Genomic DNA, 18506 nt, shown 5'->3' with positions numbered 1-18506 from the left:
TCAAGATCGTTAATAATGACTCATTCTACTGACATTGCCACATTAGCCCGTTGGATGGCGGCTGACTTTAGTAACCAACAACAAGCCTTTGATAATCCGCCCTTTTATGCCCATATCCGGGTGTTTATGCGTCCCCTCCCCGCGTCACTCCTGGATGGTGTCAGTTTCTTTGTCGAACAAGCCTATGACTATCTTCTGAATGTCCCCTACCGCTTACGGGTGTTGAAATTAATGGTTGTTGGCGATCATATTGAAATTGAAAATTACACCGTTAAAGAGCCAGAAAAATTTTACGGCGCCTCTCGTGATCTTAATCGCCTGCAAACCCTAACCGCCGATCAGTTAGAGAAACTTCCGGGCTGTAATATGATTGTGGAATGGACAGGGAAAAGCTTTCAAGGACACGTTGAACCGGGCAAAGCCTGTAAGGTTGTTCGTAAAGGTAAAGAAACCTATCTAGATAGCACGTTTGAAATTGACGAAAATCAGTTTATCAGTTTAGATCGGGGACGCGATCCTATAACCGATGAACATATTTGGGGTTCCATTGCTGGTCCCTTTTACTTTGTCCGTCGGGCTAGTTTTGCCAATGAAGTGACAGTTTAAGCAATGGGTTAGATCTGAGGTTGAATATCGCTGAAAATCTGGTAAATAGAAGTAGGGACACGGCATTGTCGTGTCCTTATCGATGTAAAGTTTAACTGTATCAGTAACAATTAAGTCCCTGCACATCAATTCTGTTCTGTACGCTGTACTAAGAAATGTTAAGAAGACTCCAATCCTTACTGTTCTCTGTTCCTTCCTAATCTCAACCATTAACTTTGATTTTGTCCGCCTACTTAGCTAAATTGCTAGAATTAGCAGATCGCCAATCCCTCGACTACGATAGACAGTAGGATCTAATCCGCGATCGCACTAGCCGATCTCAGTTTTCCCACCGTTTGATGATCCACGCATCAAGAACCCAAAAATCACCTTTCCGGAGGATGCCATGACTACCGCCATTTCTCTTGTCATCACCACGTACAACCGAGAACGTTACCTCGGTGCAGCGATTGACAGCATACTGGCACAAACCTGGGGAGATTTTGAGGTGATTGTGTGGGATGATGGGTCAACAGATAGATCGGTTGCGATAGCCCAAGACTATGCAAAACGTGATCCGCGAGTCCGGGTTATCGCGGCTGAACATCAAGGACGAGGTATTTCTCTCAAACGTGCGATCGCCCAAACCACAGGTTCCTATATCGGTTGGGTGGATAGCGATGATTGGTTAGCCCCCACCGCATTGGCGGAAACCGCCGCAATTCTGGATACTCAGCCAGATGTAGGGATGGTTTACACCGACTACCAGGTAATCAATGAAAGCGGGAACGTGACAGGTTATGGCAGTCGATGTCGTATTCCCTTCTCAAAAGAAGGAATGCTACAAAAATTCATGACCTTTCACTTCCGGTTAATCCGTCGTTCCGTCTATGACCAAGTGGGAGGAATTGATGAGTTATTTTACTATGTTGAAGACTACGATCTATCCTTACGACTTTCTGAATTGACAGACGTATACCACCTTAAAAAACCGCTCTATTATTATCGCAATCATTCAGACAGTATATGTTATCAGCACTCTATTGAGCAACGTCTGCAAGCCCGTAAAGCTGTTGCTTGGGCGATCGCACGCCGCAGTTCAATCAACCGATCAGGTTCATCCTCAAAACCTGCCTGTACTCGTCCAATTCGCAAAGTTTTAAAACAGATTGTATCATTTGCTGCACTTCCTCTCATCGCCGCTATAAATGTTATGCCAGCAAAGGCACAAATTACACCAGCGGTGGATGAGACAGGAACTCTGGTTACACCAATAGGCGATCGCATCGATATCACGGGCGGTCAATTATCGGGAGATGGGGCGAATCTATTCCACAGTTTTAGTCAATTTGGACTAGACAGCGATCAAATTGCTAATTTTATTTCTCAACCCTCGATTCAAAACATACTAGGGCGAGTCAATGGCGGATATCCTTCAATCATTAATGGTTTAATTCAAGTCACAGGCGGTAACTCAAATTTATTTTTGATGAATCCTTCGGGGATCGTATTTGGGGCTAACGCTAGTCTGAATGTTCAGGCTGATTTTGCGGCAACAACGGCTACAGGAATTCGTTTGGATGGTGGTTGGTTTAACGCTGTAGGTTCAAATAATTATATCAACCTTGTCGGTAATCCCAATGCCTTTGAGTTTGCCACTTCACAGCCTGGAAGTATTGTTAATGCAGGTAATTTAGCTGTATCTGAAAGGCAGACACTCTCCCTAGTTGGCGGAAATGTGATCAATACAGGGACAATGGAAGCGACGGGTGGCACAATTACGATAGCCGCTGTTCCGGGAACCAGCCGTTTGCGTCTGACGCAAACAGGACAAGTGTTAAGTTTGGAGGTATCCACCAATAACCCCGACGCAATCACACCATTAATGTTGCCAGAATTACTCACAGGAAGTAATGAGGAAACGGGTTTAACAGTTAATGAAGATAACACGGTACAAACTGCCGCAGGTACGGTAATTCCTCAGCAATCAGGAACGGCAATTGTATCGGGAATAGTGGATGCTTCCGCTGACTCAGTTGGTGGAAATGTAGATGTTTTCGGAACTGTTATCGGTTTAGTCGATCAAGCCCAAATTAATGTTTCGGGTGACACAGGTGGGGGTGAAATCCGAGTTGGGGGTGAGTATAAAGGAGAGGGTACAGTTCCGACTGCTCAGACAACTGTAGTTGGTAATCAAGTAACTATTAATGCTGATGCCAGAGTTAATGGCAATGGTGGGCGTGTAATTGTTTGGTCAGATAATTTTACCCGCTTTTCCGGGACAATCACAGCGCGAGGGGGTACAGAAAGTGGGAATGGTGGTTTTGTTGAAACATCTGGGAAAAATTTGTTGGAATCCATTGGTGGGTCAGTCGATGCGAGTGCCGCTAATGGTTTACCTGGTAGTTGGTTACTCGATCCTTGGAATGTCACCATTACAGATGAGGAAACTGAGAATGGTGAGCTTAATGGTGGTATTTTTACACCTTCTGGCGAGGCTAAGGTTAATAGAGATGATATCGTAAATGCTCTCAATGGCGGCACTGATGTCACAATTACGACAGCAGGAGAGGAAGGAAATCAGGAAGGCACTATTACAGTAGACGCTGCCCTTGATATCTCTTTGAATGCTGTGGATACAACGTTAAGGTTAGAAGCTGATAATGATATTATCGTAAATGCTCCCATCAGTAATACCAGTGATATTTATGTCCTAAACTTGTTCTTACAAGCTGAGAATAACATTGATGTTAATGCTGACATTAGCACAGCAGGCGGTAGCATTGAGTTTACAAGTAATAGTGGCATTATTAATACCACTGGAGTAACTCTCGACTCTAGCTCAACTTTTACGGATGGGGGGGCGATAAATTTGTCTGCTCCTAGAGGGATTACGACAGGAGAAATTAATTCGAGTTCAACGTGGGCTGGTTTTGGCTCTCCCACAGGTGGAGCGGTTAGCTTAACCTCCGACGGCGATATTGTTACTGGTGCGATTAATTCATTTTTTGAGGGTGATAATTTTTACGGCTCTGAAGGGGGAGCAGTCAACTTAGAAGCGGGTGGAAATATTCAGACGGGTGAAATTAATTCCTCTTCCATTAATACAGCATTCGACAACATAGGAGATGAAAATTCCCAAGGGGGTGCAGTCGAGTTAGTTGCATCAGGTACTATCACAACAGATGGAATTAATACGTCAGGTAGCAGCGATGGCGAACTCAATAGTATAGGTGGTTCAGTTGAATTACAAGCTGGAAGCGATATCGATGTCACAGGGATAATTAACTCCTCAGCATCGTCTTTTAGTGAATCTTTTGGGACTTCTGGTTCTGCTACTGGGGGATTAGTGAGCCTAACTTCTGAAGCTGGTTCTATCACTACCGATGCCATTGATTCTTCTGCATTTTCTTTGGCTTTTGCTTTTGAGGGTTCTACAGCTTCCGGTGTTGCCACAGGAGGTGAAGTTAACTTGAATGCTGCCGAGGCTATTGAGTCTGGGGCAATTGAAACAACGGCATCTTCTTCAGCTTCAGATGACAGTGGAACGGCAACAGGGAATTCAGTAACTTTAGAGGGGAGCAGTATTCTATTTGGCAGTATCAACTCCTCCGCATTTTCTGATTTTGTTGATGGAATCGGGGGTAATGTCAGCATCACTGCTAATGGGATTCCTGAGGGTTTAGTCAAGGGTGTAGGGACAATTACAGAAACGAATATCACAATTTTGACGGAAGGAAGTACTCAATCTGGCTCGGTTACGATAGAACACAATGGCGGAAGTAATAATAAACCCTTTATCGTAGGGGATGCCAGTATTAATGGTTTAGCAGGAAGTATCGACACTGGCACAAATTCCTTACCTTCAGGCTCATTTCCCGTTCTCCCAGAAGGCGGTGATGCCGAAGAGACGCCTAATGGAATTACTATCACTTCTGTTAATAGTCCACCCGAACTAACGCTAAATCCAACCCTACCCGACACTGAAGAAAATCAGCCTATTACGTTTACCTTTGAAGAGTTACAGGCAACTCTAGAGGATGAAAATGGTGATATAGGTTTGTCAATTGTCATTGATCAAATTAATGCTGGAACATTGACGATAAATGGTGTCGTCTTAGAACCTGGAGACACAATTGAAGAAGGAGATACTCTGGTATACACTCCGCCAACTGATGACACTGGCGACATTACAGCGTTTACCATTGTAGGGAGCGATCGCGTGTCCTTCTCTGAACCGCAACAGGTTAGCGTTAACGTTGAACCACCAATCGAAATTCCACCAACGATTCCACCAACGATTCCACCAATCGAAATTCCACCAACGACACCACTAATCGAAATTTCACCGACTGCTCTAACCCAAAATCAAGTAGAAGAGGAAATTGAATCGTTCTCAGTCGTCCAACCCATCGCATCCAATCGCGTAAGTACCCCAATCAAAAGCGAAACAGAAGCGCGTCAAATTCTGAGTGAAATTGAACAAGCAACTGGGAAAAAACCCGCACTCATTTATGTCAGCTTTGCGCCAACTGAAATCTCAAAAAACACCAACTATATCGGATTAGAAACGAATAATACCGAGGCGTTTGATAACTACCTCAATCGCTCCGGTCCCCATGTTACAATTACTCCCCAAGAGAGTGATCAATTAGAACTGCTGATCATCTCCGCCGAGGAACCCCCGATACGGCGACGCATCGCTGGAGTCACCCGTGGACAAGTCCTAGAAGTCGCTCAGGAATTTCGCCGCAACGTCACCAATGTCAGGATTCCCCGTGACTATATCACTCCAGGACAACAACTGTATCAATGGCTGGTTGCTCCCCTAGAAGAAAATCTACAAACCCAAGAGATTGATAACCTCGCCTTCATCATGGACGAGGGATTACGTTCTTTACCTGTAGCCGCACTCCATGATGGCGAAGGATTTCTGGTTGAACGCTACAGCGTTGGTTTGATGCCCAGTCTATCACTCACCGATACTCGCTATGTGGATATCCGCAATGTTGGTGTTCTCGCCATGGGTGCTGATACCTTCCAGGATCTGAATCCCTTACCTGCTGTACCCTTAGAATTATCCGCGATCGCAGGTCCCTTGTGGCAAGGTAAGGCATTTCTTAACCAAGAGTTTACCTTAGAAAATCTCCAGAAAATCCGCTCATCTCAACCCTTTGGAATTGTCCACTTAGCCACTCATGGCGAGTTTAAATCTGGGAAGGCGTCTAACTCCTATATCCAGTTATGGAACCAGAAACTCAGATTAGATCAATTGCGGCAACTCGGATTAAACAATCCTCCCACAGAACTGTTAGTCCTCAGTGCTTGTCGCACTGCCTTAGGCGATAGAGAAGCCGAATTAGGGTTTGCTGGGTTAGCCATACAAGCTGGGGTGAAGTCCGCCTTAGGAAGCCTCTGGTATGTTAGTGATGCGGGTACTCTGGGATTCATGACCAGCTTTTATGACCATTTGCAACAAGCACCAATTAAAGCCGAAGCCCTACGCCAAACTCAACTGGCTATGATTAACGGTGAAGTACGGCTAGAGGACAAACAGTTAATCGCTGGGGATATACAGATTCCCTTAAACCCCGAACTCGCCCAAACGCCAGACCAAGATTTTACCCATCCTTACTACTGGAGTGCTTTAACCCTTGTGGGTAGTCCTTGGTAGTAGTAGTGTGGCACACCTAAGCAAGATGAATTAACCCTTAGCCCAGAAACCGTAGGGGCGCACAGACGTGCGTCCGATTGAACCATAAAATCTATTCCCCAATTTTTACAGTTGGCTGACTGACCGGATAAATGCTAAGACTGATACGGTAGACTGACAAAAAAACATGGGCAGAAAAATTGTCGGAATGATAAGTAGTTATCGTGGGCTGAATCAAGCGGACTGGCTATGGGAACAAACACCAAACCCTTGTGGAATCTGGGATAACATCCAAATGCTCTCCCAAGCCCCTGAGCCTGATTTTCTGCTCATGTACCAGTATTCGTTTCCCAAACCTAGTCCCCAACTCCCCTGGTGGAAACGTTTGCTCCAAAAAAAGACCTCAAAACCCGATGTCGCTTCCCAGTTACGCGGCGTTCCCAAAGAGCGGATAATCTACTTATTACGAGAACCCCCCCTGGATAAAGTGGTTCACAACCACAAGGCAAACTACGAAGCGGCAAAAAAGTATTGCGGTTATATTTCCGGACCCGATGATTTTGCTCCCACCCCTGATTATATGCCCGCGATTTGGTATCACGCCAATTCCTTCCGAGAATTAAATGAAATGATACCGCCGGAAAAAATACACCCTTGTAGTTGGATCACCTCAGGAATCGATCGCACTCCTGAACATCGTAGACGTTTAGCCTTCTTGAAGTCATTACGAGAGAGTGGGTTTGAGTTTGACCTGTATGGGCGTAGATTACCAGACTGGGCGCAGGCAAAGGGTACCCTGAAAAACAAATGGCATGGCATGGCACCGTACTACTATAATCTGGCGATCGAAAACTATGCTGGGAATGATTGGTATGTCAGCGAAAAACTCTGGGATGCTCTACTCGCCTGGTGTTTACCTGTTTACTACGGCGGTTCGGCGGCGGATAAATTACTGCCACCTGGAAGCTTTTTGCGACTCCCTAGCTTAGATGAGCAGGGCATCGCTTATATTAAAGAAGTAACCTCAACCCCAGATGCTTGGTATGAAGCCAAGGACGCGATCGCTGAAGCCCGTCAGATAATTTTGCATAAATTGAATCTGCTTAACTTCATATCTAACCTAGTGGCAAAACTCAATTAAACCTGATGAAAGAAGGAATTTATACCCTAGCTAACGATGCCGTTTATGATCAACTTGTGGCGTTGCTCAATAGTATTGAAGCCAATGCCGGTTCCGACATACCTGTGTGTGTAATTGCCTATAACAATCAGTTAGATAAAGTCCGACTAGAAGTAGCCAATCGCCAAAATGTGACCTTGCTTGAAGATACTGCCCTGTTCCAACGCTGGGAAGATTTCTCCTATCAGGTATGGAAAACCCATCCCAATGCTTTACAGGTATGGCAGGAGCAAGGAATCACCTCGAGATTCTATCGAGTGGGTGAAAATCACCGCTACTGTGCCTTTGATCCGGACAGTCCATTTGAGCGATTCATCTATCTTGATGCTGACACTTTGGTCATGAATTCGTTAGATTTCATCTTTAAACAGTTAGAGGAGAGTGATTTTGTTGTTTATGACTTTCAATACAAAGATCCGGGACATATTTACAACATAGAATCATCAATTCTATTTCAAGTATTTGATGACGTGAAAATCAAATCAGAAATATTTTGTTCTGGATTTTATGCCTCAAAGCAAAATATGTTTCCCCAAGAGAGACGAGACTGGTTGATCTCGCAGCTAGCTGCAGGAGAAGCCGAGGTACTATACTTGCGAGCGCCTAATCAGTCTGTTTTAAACTACATGAGAATGCGGTCTGATCTCTCCATTCATAATTTTGCATTAACTCTACCAGCTACTCAAAAAACGGGAAATTCTGTCACGTCTTCACATTTTACGAATAGCGACAACATACTATACGATAAAGGTACACGCTTAACGTATCTGCACTACATTGGTGTTTCCTCTAAATTGATCAAGAAAGTTTGTGCAGGTGAAAATTTAGACTTTCCCTATCGTGATATTTTTTTGCATTATCGCTACCTTCATGAACCCGAAAATTGCCCAAAATTCACCACTCGACCCAAACCCTATAATCAACCGCCTAATCTAGCGACTAAAATCTTGAGGAAACTCAAACTAACGCCCTAGATAGTTTAATCAACATAAGTCGAGGAGTTTTCAATGAGTCGTGGAATTTATATTACAGCTAACGATAAAGTCATTGAGCAGACAATTGCTCTGCTCAAAAGTATCCGCTTTCATGATTCAGAGACACCGATTTGCTTAATTCCTTATGATGATAACTATCAAACCATTGCTAAAATTTCACAAGACTCCTATCAGGTAGAAATCTATCAAGACTTAGACTTTATCGAACGTCTATCCAATCAGTTATACGAAATATTTGGCAAAGGATTTTTTGCTCGACCCAATCAATTCCGTAAACAAGCTTGTTGGTTTGGTGCGTTTAATAAATTTATTTATATTGATACAGATATTGTTGTCTTTGACAAAATAATAGAAACAACCGACTATTTAGATAAGTATGATTTTATTTGCTATGACTATCAACATAGTGGTGGAATCAAAAATGTATTTACGCCAAAAGTCATAGAAGACGGTGTATTTAGCGAAAATGATATCCAGGATATGTTTAACGGCGGGTTTTGGGGCGCCAAGAAAAATACGATATCTGAGGAAACACTATATCAAACCTTCACCGAATGTGCCTCTCATCCAGAATACTTTGACTTTTCCCAAAAAACCTCTGATCAACCTATCATAAACTATATGATCTTGAAGCAGGTTTCCCAGCGATTTAATATCGTGCGCCGCCCCGGTGGTGCGCCAGGAAGTTGGGCGGGTAGCAAACATTTTCAGGTTCAAGATCATCACCTGATTGATCCGAATGTCAATCAACCGCTAGACTATTTACATTGGGCAGGCATTCGCATCCAGCCCGGTTGTCCCTATTGGGATATCTGGAAATATTATCGCTATCTTGGTGAACATATCCCTGATGATGAATCGTTACAAACTCCAACGCAAAAAAATCTATGGCAAAAGCTTAAAGGTAGAATAAATAGAAAACCCTAAGACATTAGAGAGAGGTAATTAGTTACCATGAGATATCCTACTTTCATAGTAGTTGGGGCGCATAAAGCGGCAACAACCTCTATTCATAATTATCTTAAGCAGCATCCTGCCATATATTTAATATCCAATAAAGGCAGTGATCGTTTGAGTCGTAAACCTTACATAAATTCACTTGAAGATGCAGGAGAATATCTTGCTCAATTTGAAGGAGCTACAACTCAAAAAGCTTTGGGTGAGGTTTCCAGTGTTTATCTTCATGGTGATGGTATGGCTGCCAGGATTCAAAATTTATTTCCTCATGTAAAGATTATTGCCGTATTGCGAAATCCCGCTGAAAGGGCTTATTCTCATATTTTATGGGCTAGGGGAGAATATTTCACACCACAACAAATAAAGGATTTTGATTCAGTTGTTTTATCGAAATTTTTTGAAAAAGAAACATTTCGCAAGCCGGGTTTGTATTATCAAAACCTAAAAAAATATTTTGATTTGTTTGATCGAGCAAAAATACAAATTTTGTTATATGATGATATAGTCCATAAAAAACAAGTATTTTTCAAAGACCTACTTACTTTTATTGGTGTAGATTCAAATTTTGAGTTTGATTTTAAACAACGCTATCATAAAGGCAACCTAAAAATAGATAACTCTTCTAGAAAACTTTTGCAAATTGTCAACTCTCGAAATAATATAAAAAATTTTTTTAAACCTATTTTTAAACCACTTTTACCCCAAATAAAAACGTTTCTAGAAAAAAGTCAGGAAAAACCTCTACCACCTTTATCAGAACGTATCAGGACAGAAATACTCGATTTTTACCATGATGATATCATTCAATTACAGGAACTTACTGGGTTAAATTGTTCCCATTGGTTAAACGGTAAACCCACTTAAATATGAATAGCACAGAAATAATATCAAGTCCGGTGAATTGTCCATAATATAGCAATCTAGGAATATATTCAATATTCATCTATTCCTTGACTTGATTGGGCATAGACAACCAATTAGATAAATCCCTTTCAAGTAAATCTTGAAGCTTAAGGATATCATCTTTATAAATTTCAATTAGTTTCCTTTTTGCTTCTGGAGAAAGCTTAGCTTTGTAAATATTCTTCTTAATCAGTCTTGCTCTAATTTTTTGCCGAAGCTGTAGTGGCATAGCTAATTTCAGAACAGCCGCAACAGAACTCCTTAGTAAATTAGGTTTGGTTAATAGTTGATTTAAAGATTGATTTTTAGGTAGTCCACCCTTTCTTCCTTTTTTACTCATGTCTGGAATAAAGTTATCATCTACTCCAATAAATTTAAACAAATCTTGCATAAAAACAAGAGGATTTTGGCATAAATCATCGTACAATAAAATTTTAATAGACTGGCGGTCAAAGGTTTTAAAATAAGGAATAAGTTCTGAGAAATAAAATCCTCGTTTCACATATTTATTTTCTTCCAAAATAACTTGCTCAAAACTTTTCTTTTCAATTCCTTGACGAACATGCATTTGGTAACCAGAAAATGCTCGTTCTGCTGGATCTCGCAATATAGCAATTATTTTAACTGTTGGTATGTGGTTGTAAATCAATTGGGCTGATTCGGGATAGGCATAGTAATTGGTAGATATTTCTCCAATTACACTACTTTTGGGCGCATCTTGGAACAAGGAATAATAGTCTTCCGTAGTCGTCACTGCTCCCCAGGGCTTGTGTTTTGCTCTCGTTTTTTCATTAATAAAAAAGAATGTTTCTTTTTTTGGACACATATAAATTTGAGGATGTTGAGCGAGATAGTTGTGTAATGAAGTCGTACCACATTTACCCGCACCAATAATTATAAAGTCAGGAAATCTATTCATGGTATGAGCCTAAAGATAATTGAGGAATCAAGAAAATATAGGGTATATTCATCAAAAATGACTTACCGAAGTTAATTTTTTAACTTAGGGGGTGAAAATTATTCATAGCTTTTTCGCAATACGTTATCTTAATTACTATTCTGCTACTGTTAAGAACCAGCTTGCCACGCTGAATGAAAGAAGTCTCGCTCACACAGCATAGCATAGCGATAGTTTGATTTCACAGAGGCTGAGAGTTGAGCGTATTGATCTGTCAATCTCTCTAATTGCTGCGCTAACTGCTCAAACTCTGGATTACTATACGTGCGAATCCAATCCGTATAGGTGTGTTCGGGAATGCCATCCTTGGCTAATTCTTGACCCAAAAAGGCATACAAGCGCATACAGGGTGTCATTGCTACTGTAATTAAACCAATCTCACTTCCCCAAGCTGTTGCCAACAAGAAGTCAGTATAACGCCGCGTCGCTATGGCGGGTTCAATCTGGTGTAAGTTGACTCCCCAGACTGTGGCATAATTCTGATGCAGGCGTAATTCTTCGAGAACACCGCTAGCAAGATTATGAAAGGTGTTAAATTCATCCCAGTTGGAACATTTAGCCGCAGCGACGCTATAAGCGCGAGCAAACGCTTCTAAGAAAAAGGCATCTTGACCAACATAGTAGGCGAATTTCCGACGCTCCAGTGTCCCTGTGGCGATACCTTGGACAAAAGGGTGCGCGAGGCACTCCTGTGCCAAGTCTTGGTTAGATTGCCATAAATCGCTGCTAAGTGTCATAGCGCTTGTTTATTGCCATGGACTCAAATTTTGTTCGGGAAAAGTTGGCAGTTGTAAGACTGAAGGGATCGGTGTTTTGTCAAATCCACCGTCTACTGATAGATACACTGAGAATGTAACCGCGATCGCTAGCAGTAGTCTTTCTAGCATAACCCACTCCTCTGATTGTCGCTCTTGTGAGCTGTCAACTGCCAATATCTTCTCACTATCGGTGATATCAATTAAAGGGCAGGTGATGCAAACTGTTAATTTTTGGTGACGATAGTCTAAGCTTTAAGTGATAGGAGTCATAGATTCTAGAGTTTCGGGTTGAGTCATCACAGTTAGCCATCCTAAAAAAAGTCAAAAGTTATGCCATGACATTTAAAGTCTTTCCTCCTCTAATCCTGTTTGCCTCTATCTGGCTACACCCCTCAGCGCAGGCGTTCAATCCAGCACACCTAGAACAATTGCGCCAAACAGGTAGCTGTGTCGAGTGTGATTTGAGTGGAGTACAATTACCGGATGCTCTCTTGAGCAATACGAATTTGAAGGGGGCTAATCTGGCTGGTGCTAATCTTATCCGCGCCGATTTAAGACGTGCCAATCTGGAGTATGCCAACCTGAGTGGTGCGAGTCTGGTTTCTGCGAATCTTACGGATGCGAAGTTAACTGGAGCTAATCTGATTGTGGCAGCATTAATCGGTGCGAATCTAACTCGTGCGAATCTGGCTGGCGCTGGATTAAGTCTAGCTAAACTAGCGAATACTAATCTAGTTGGTGCCAATTTAAGCCTTGCTGAACTAAGGGCGGCGGATTTAAGTAATGCGAATTTGACCGCTGCTGATTTGAGTGGTGCTGACTTGAGAGAGGCAGACTTGGATAATACTATCCTCAATAACGCTAAACTTAGCTACGCTATTATGCCTGATGGCACTTTATTACCTTAATTTATGAATTGTTAATTGTTAATTGTTGATTGTTCCCTATTCATCATTCAAATGTTTAATTATTTATCAAATTTACGACGTTTTCTGTATAGTGGGATCATTGTCGCTGGCATCTGGTCTTATAGCTTGGCTGCTAACGCCTCAGAATCCGTCGTCTTAAAATATCGTTTTCTGCGAGAGACGATATCGGTTCCCGAACTCTCGACATTTGCCCAAACCGGTGAGTTATCACGTTCTCTACAAGCGTATCTGGATTTGGCTGGGAAGCAACCTGAAGAACTGCAGACGACTTTAACCAAACCCATTGCAGTCAATGGGATTATGTTGTCTCGGATTCTCAATACTCCTGTGGGAGAAGTAATGCTTGATCAAGTGAGTGAGGTGATTCATACTCCGACTAACCGGGCAAATCGCCAGTCTTTGCGATCTGCCTTAGTGATCTCGGCGCTCAATGATAATCAAATCACCCTGATCGAAATCCTGGAAAACTACCCAACCGCCGATGTTCATGTTGAAGGCGATCGCTTAGCGGATATCCTCCAACAGATTACCCGCCTGAGTCAGGGTTTGCCTCAGATTTTTTAATAAGCCAGAGTCTCTAGGGTATCCCGCAAATACCGACGCACCCGATGCTCCAAGCTGCGATCTTGAAGGTGATGGGCGGCGGGATGCTCCATCTGCCAGCGTTGAAATCCAGAACTGGCTGCGATCGCTTCTTTGAGATTGTCCCAAACTGGACTATCTGGGGAAATTTGGTTGGATTCGGATACAGTTGTGCTTTTCATAAACCTTTATCGTGTTCTAAACAAAATGAGTCAGTAGCAATTCTTAACTGTTATTTTTATTTTTTAACCTTATTTTCAGAATAACGGAGCTGCGTTGTTTAAATTGTTACATTTGCAACAACTGATTGCCAACCTACCCAAATTTTTGGGACATCGGTCAAGAAACCGGGTTTCTGGGGGTGAAAGGTTGATATAGAGTTGTCATCCTCAATCCACTTGTTCAGGGGACGATTCAGCCGAGGAAGACTCTGGGGCGATCGCAGGTAAAATTTGTTTGACCCGAAACCCTGGTACTGTAAAGTTTTCCGGTATTTTTTCCACTGGATAAGGTTGAGTTGCTGCCCACTCCGCCTCGCTCGTGAATAGAACTTGAACCACACTCAAAGGCACCTGCAAAAATAAGTGGCTTGCCAGAAACCCAACTCCTGCCAAAGCCAATCCAGCGATGTGCCATTGAACTGTCCAGGGAACGACCCCTGCAGCTAAAGGAGCGATGCTATAAATTTGCCACAGTACCCATACCATAAAACCTGCTGCCATAATCGTTAGCAGCGGGTTGGTTTTCCGGTCAAATAAGCTCAACAGTCGCCGCTGGGATTCCGTTAAGCGATCGGGTTTCAGAGCAACCACGAGCAGGCTAAAAATGTCAAAGGGGCGGGTCAATTGCATCCACAAAACTGGTGCGATGCCGATAACTGCCACAATTAAGAGTTCTAGCCAGATAGGTAACAGGGGTTCACCCGTTGCCAGTCCTAGCGCGACAACCTCTAACGTTAGGGGCAGTGCGGCTAAACCCGCTAAATGTATCCACAAGAACGGTTCAGACCAAAAAGAACGCATTGGGTTGTCCTTTATCTTTTGTCATTAGTCCTTAGTCATTAACCAAGGACTAATCACCTATCATCTAAGTCGCTGATAGAGTCCGGCGCTTGCTCACCATCTTATAGGTTTCGATGATGTCACCTTCAGTCCAATCATTGAATCTATCAACACGAATACCGCATTCAAATCCGGCATTGACCTCTTTGACATCATCCTTCATCCGCTTCAGCGAATCAAGCACTCCTTCGTAGATCATTTGACCCCGACGTTGCACTCGGATCTTGCAGTTCCGCACTGCTTTGCCTGACTGCACGTAGCAACCTGCCACCGCACCACGACCGACGGGGAAGACAGCTCGGACTTCCACTTGACCTAAGGGTTCTTCCACCAATTCTGGCTCCAGTAACCCTTCCATCGCCGCTTGAATGTCATCCAAGAGATTATAGATGATGTTGTATTCGCGCACATCAACACTCTCTTGTTCAGCAGCAGAACGAGCGCCGTGAGCCAAAGTGGTATTAAAGCCAATGATTACCGCACCACTAGCCGCCGCTAAGTCAACATCGGTTTCGGTGACTTCTCCAGCCGTCGCTAATAGGACTCGGATTTGAACTTCATTTTGGGGTAACTGTTTGAGTGAACCCAGAATGGCTTCAACCGAACCTTGTACATCTGCCTTCAGGATCAAGTTGAGTTCTTTGAGTTCCCCTTCTTGAGCTTTGGCAGAGAGGCTATTCAGGCTGACTCGACGGGACGACATCACCTGTTGCAGACGAGATTCTCGCTGTTCTTGGCTTCTCGTATCCGCAACGGCGCGAGCTTCTTTTTCTTGTTCAAATACGTCAAACTCATCACCAGCAGCCGGGACATCGCTTAAACCCAATACCTCTACGGCAAAGGAGGGTGCTGCCTCGTCTACTCGTTTGCCTCGGTCATCGATCATGGCTCGTACTTTACCGAAGACCGATCCTGCAACTAGAGTATCACCTACCCGCAGCGTGCCATTTTGCACCAACAATGTGGCAACTGGACCTCTTGATTTATCCAGGTTGGCTTCAATAACCGTACCTTTGGCTACTCGGGCGGGGTTAGCGGAGAGTTCTTCAATGTCAGAAACGAGCAGGATCATTTCCAGGAGCGTATCCAAGTTTTCTTTTTGGATCGCACTCACTGGCACCATGATCGTGTCACCGCCCCATTCTTCTGGGACTAATCCATGTTCCATTAACTCCTGCTTCACTCGGTCAGGTTGTGCCCCTTCCTTATCGATTTTGTTAACGGCAACCACAATCGGCACCTCTGCGGCTTTAGCATGGCTGATCGCTTCTCGGGTTTGCGGTTGCACCCCATCATCGGCGGCGACGACCAAAATAGCAATATCGGTCACTCGCGCTCCCCGCGCTCGCATCGCGGTAAAGGCTTCGTGACCTGGAGTATCCAGGAAGACCACCTGTTGGACTTTATCTTCATGCTCCACATCGACATGGTAAGCACCGATGTGCTGGGTAATTCCTCCCGCTTCGCCTTGTGCCACTTTGGTTTCGCGAATGGCATCCAGCAGCGTGGTTTTACCGTGATCGACGTGACCCATGATTGTGACTACAGGTGGACGTCGAACCAGGTATTCCAAGTCAGCCGCATCCAGCATTTCGGTTTTAGCGGCTTCTGATTCAGCTTCTTCTGTCTGAACATCAACGCCAAGTTCTTCGGCAACCATTTGAGCGGTGGGCAGATCCAGGGTTTGGGTGATATTCACTGCCAATCCCTTGAAGAATAGCTGCTTAATCACTTCTGTTTCGGCAAGGTTCAGCTTATTCGCCAGTTCTCGAACGGTTAGCGAATCGTTTAAGACAATTTGCTCAGGACGTTCAGCGACTTCTTGCTTTTCACGACGGCGATCGCGACTTTCTGGTTTACTGCCAGTTTTAACTTCTGGCTTTTTCCTAACCTGACTGGCTGCCGTTGGTGGGGGAGTCTGTCCCGTTTGAGATTTAGGTTTAGGAGGACGAGCGACCGACATACTGACTGCCGCAGGGGTGTCAGCTGTTTGGTAGTCACCATCAAACTCTTCCTCATCTTCTTCGATCAGTTTAGGTCGCCGCTTGAGCTTAGCCGCTTTTCCGGGTTTAGCTCCTTCGCGATCTTCTTCTTCATCAATCCATTCACGTTTCTTCGACTGACGTGGCGGCGTGGGTCGTTTGGCTTTAAGATTTTTAAGTTCCGGCGGTTCCAGAAGGGTTTCTACGCCCTCCTCAACCTCCTCCTGCTTCTGTTCCTGAGAATCCGAATCGATAGCCGCCACTTCAGGACTCTCACCCGGACGAGTCGGTCGGGAGCGTTTGGGGGGAGATTGAAGTTTAGGAACAGGCTGAGCCGGAGGTTTCGGATGAGCTGGGGCGGGAGATTTAGCCGGAGTTTGAACCGGAGTTGGCGGTTCAGGAGAACTCGTCGATTCAGGCGGCTGAGAACGGTCATCCGACTCTGATGGAGTCTCATCCGATCGCTCGCGCTTCAATTTCGGTCGTTCGACCTGGGTGGGTTGACTGGGTTTCGGTGACGCTGGTCGAACGGGGGGTTGGATAAGTTTGGGTTTGGCTTCCACTTCAGCTTTAGTATCGTTCTCCTGTGACCCTTGAGATGGAGTTGGTGTTTCTGTTTCTGTTTCTGACTCAGAATCGTCCTCCTGCAAATTCACTGGTGTCGTCGGTCGATTAAGCTGGGCGGGTGGACGCGGTGGATTCACAGTCGGCTTGACGGGGGGTTGAGAAGACTTTGACCCAGATTCTGATCCCTGGGAAGAGCTAAAACTGGAACGAGGCTTAGGTTTAACGCTCAAAATTTGCTGTTTACGCTGATTATTATTGTTAGAGCGTCCATCTGCATGGTTAGCAGATGCTGAGGTTGTTTGGTCACGACCTTTGAGGCTAGTGATCCCCTCAGCATATTTTTCCGCCGCCGCTCTGATTCGCTCAGCTTCAGATTCTGTAATCGTGCTACTGTGACTTTTGACTGCAATATGAAGTCCTTCGCAAATATTCAAAATGTCCTTGTTGTCCAAATTCAATTCCCGTGATAATTCGTAAATTCTGACTTTGCCGTTGTTCATCCACTATTCCCCCGTCGTACATATTGTTACACCATAACTAAATGATTGAAAGCGTGCGTGGTCATTGGTTTCCGTGCCGGATTGGCTTAAATCAATAAGGTGTCTTTAAGAGTCTACTCGATAACTCACCAATAACTCATGTTACACAGGCGATCATTGATTGACTGTAAGCCAGTTGGATATCTCTACACTCTTAATCAGAGCCTGGATAGTTAACTTACACAAATCTTAACAAAACTAGATAGATTTTCTAGATCCCTAGATCCTCAGTCTCTTCCTCAGGTAGGAGTTGTTAACTTGATCAGGGTCAGACTCACCTCCGAACACCATTAGTAATGGTACTCCTTTACCATCCTAGCGATTGCTTAGGTTCATTGAGAGCCTTGCTGGAGTTTTTTGGATGCATTGGCTCAATCGCTGCTGCGTTGGATGCTCCAGGGACAAGGTTCTAAACGTTGCCATAATCGTTGATAAATTTCGTCGGGAACCGATGCCCTCAGCGCTCGTCCCAATCGATTTTTTTTCTGAGCAGCCGCCAGACAACTCGCTTGAGGACAGATATAAGCCGAACGTCCCATGCCCTGATCTAATTTTACCTGTCGCGATGGATGGATTCGCACAACTCGCCATAATACTTGTTTTTGAGCCACCCGGCGACAACTTAGGCAACGTCGGTAATTGGGTTCCATAAGATTCGGACAATGATTTTGGTGTAGGCTCGCATGAGTTTGCTGTTCACGGCATAACCTATCTCGTTGACACTCCCCCTTTTAGAAAAAGGGGGATTCTGCGGAACTCACATTCCACATATCCTGGGAAAACAACTCTAATTGTCTTTCCAGGTTCCCAGGCACACGACGTTTACCCTTGCGGGTGTCGTGTTTTCTCCTTTGAGG

15 protein-coding genes are annotated in these 18506 nt (G+C 44.2%); 8 read left to right on the top strand and 7 right to left on the bottom strand.

The genetic code is table 11. From position 1 onward, the window contains the following. Positions 1-15 precede the first annotated feature (15 nt). The 6 genes from RIC07_RS21745 (at position 16) to RIC07_RS21720 (ending at position 10234) form a co-directional block, all read left to right on the top strand. The gene (locus RIC07_RS21745; RefSeq protein WP_446396346.1) at positions 16-606 is read left to right on the top strand and encodes a CpcT/CpeT family chromophore lyase; all 591 of its coding nucleotides are present in this window, start codon (positions 16-18) and stop codon (positions 604-606) included. A 385-nt stretch (positions 607-991) separates the two neighbouring features. Further along, positions 992-6259, top strand: coding sequence for a CHAT domain-containing protein (locus RIC07_RS21740; RefSeq protein WP_446396345.1), 5268 nt, complete (start codon positions 992-994; stop codon positions 6257-6259). 166 nt (positions 6260-6425) lie between these two features. Further along, the gene (locus RIC07_RS21735; protein WP_446396344.1) at positions 6426-7379 is read left to right on the top strand and encodes a glycosyltransferase family 10 domain-containing protein; all 954 of its coding nucleotides are present in this window, start codon (positions 6426-6428) and stop codon (positions 7377-7379) included. A 5-nt stretch (positions 7380-7384) separates the two neighbouring features. Then, on the top strand, positions 7385-8392 hold the full coding sequence (locus RIC07_RS21730) for an Npun_R2821/Npun_R2822 family protein (RefSeq protein WP_446396343.1): 1008 nt from the start codon (positions 7385-7387) through the stop codon (positions 8390-8392). Between the two features lie 33 nt (positions 8393-8425). After that, positions 8426-9340: an Npun_R2821/Npun_R2822 family protein gene (locus RIC07_RS21725; RefSeq protein ID WP_446396342.1), complete on the top strand. Its 915-nt coding sequence runs from the start codon at positions 8426-8428 to the stop codon at positions 9338-9340. 27 nt (positions 9341-9367) lie between these two features. After that, positions 9368-10234 (top strand): sulfotransferase domain-containing protein, encoded by an 867-nt coding sequence (locus RIC07_RS21720; protein ID WP_446396341.1) that lies wholly within the window; start codon positions 9368-9370, stop codon positions 10232-10234. Between the two features lie 79 nt (positions 10235-10313). Here the strand turns inward: RIC07_RS21720 and RIC07_RS21715 are convergent, their stop codons facing one another. From RIC07_RS21715 to RIC07_RS21705, 3 genes are all read right to left on the bottom strand, one after another. Continuing rightward, on the bottom strand, positions 10314-11192 hold the full coding sequence (locus RIC07_RS21715) for a sulfotransferase family protein (RefSeq protein WP_446396340.1): 879 nt from the start codon (positions 11190-11192) through the stop codon (positions 10314-10316). A 149-nt stretch (positions 11193-11341) separates the two neighbouring features. Beyond that, positions 11342-11968, bottom strand: coding sequence for a TenA family protein (locus RIC07_RS21710; protein ID WP_446396339.1), 627 nt, complete (start codon positions 11966-11968; stop codon positions 11342-11344). A 9-nt stretch (positions 11969-11977) separates the two neighbouring features. Then, complete coding sequence (locus tag RIC07_RS21705; RefSeq protein WP_446345504.1) at positions 11978-12118, bottom strand: hypothetical protein; 141 nt, start codon at positions 12116-12118, stop codon at positions 11978-11980. Between the two features lie 206 nt (positions 12119-12324). Here RIC07_RS21705 and RIC07_RS21700 point away from each other — a divergent pair, with 206 nt between their 5' ends. Both RIC07_RS21700 and RIC07_RS21695 read left to right on the top strand, forming a co-directional pair. Further along, on the top strand, positions 12325-12897 hold the full coding sequence (locus RIC07_RS21700) for a pentapeptide repeat-containing protein (protein ID WP_446396338.1): 573 nt from the start codon (positions 12325-12327) through the stop codon (positions 12895-12897). Between the two features lie 51 nt (positions 12898-12948). Beyond that, the gene (locus tag RIC07_RS21695) at positions 12949-13482 is read left to right on the top strand and encodes an alpha/beta hydrolase (RefSeq protein ID WP_446396337.1); all 534 of its coding nucleotides are present in this window, start codon (positions 12949-12951) and stop codon (positions 13480-13482) included. Here RIC07_RS21695 and RIC07_RS21690 read toward each other — a convergent pair. The 4 genes from RIC07_RS21690 to RIC07_RS21675 form a co-directional block, all read right to left on the bottom strand. Beyond that, entirely contained in the window at positions 13479-13682 is a 204-nt protein-coding gene (locus RIC07_RS21690; protein ID WP_446352016.1) for a hypothetical protein, read from the bottom strand. The genes RIC07_RS21695 and RIC07_RS21690 overlap by 4 nt on opposite strands. Before the next feature lie 207 nt (positions 13683-13889). Next, positions 13890-14522: a low-complexity tail membrane protein gene (locus RIC07_RS21685; RefSeq protein WP_446396336.1), complete on the bottom strand. Its 633-nt coding sequence runs from the start codon at positions 14520-14522 to the stop codon at positions 13890-13892. A 64-nt stretch (positions 14523-14586) separates the two neighbouring features. Continuing rightward, complete coding sequence (infB, locus tag RIC07_RS21680) at positions 14587-17610, bottom strand: translation initiation factor IF-2 (protein WP_446396335.1); 3024 nt, start codon at positions 17608-17610, stop codon at positions 14587-14589. A 410-nt stretch (positions 17611-18020) separates the two neighbouring features. After that, complete coding sequence (locus RIC07_RS21675) at positions 18021-18299, bottom strand: YlxR family protein (protein ID WP_446377061.1); 279 nt, start codon at positions 18297-18299, stop codon at positions 18021-18023. Positions 18300-18506 lie beyond the last annotated feature (207 nt).

Source organism: Coleofasciculus sp. E1-EBD-02, from assembly GCF_040218245.1.
Classification (GTDB): Bacteria; Cyanobacteriota; Cyanobacteriia; order Cyanobacteriales; family Coleofasciculaceae; genus Coleofasciculus.
Note: the sequence above shows the minus strand (reverse complement) of the source record. Positions and strands in the feature narration are given on the sequence as shown.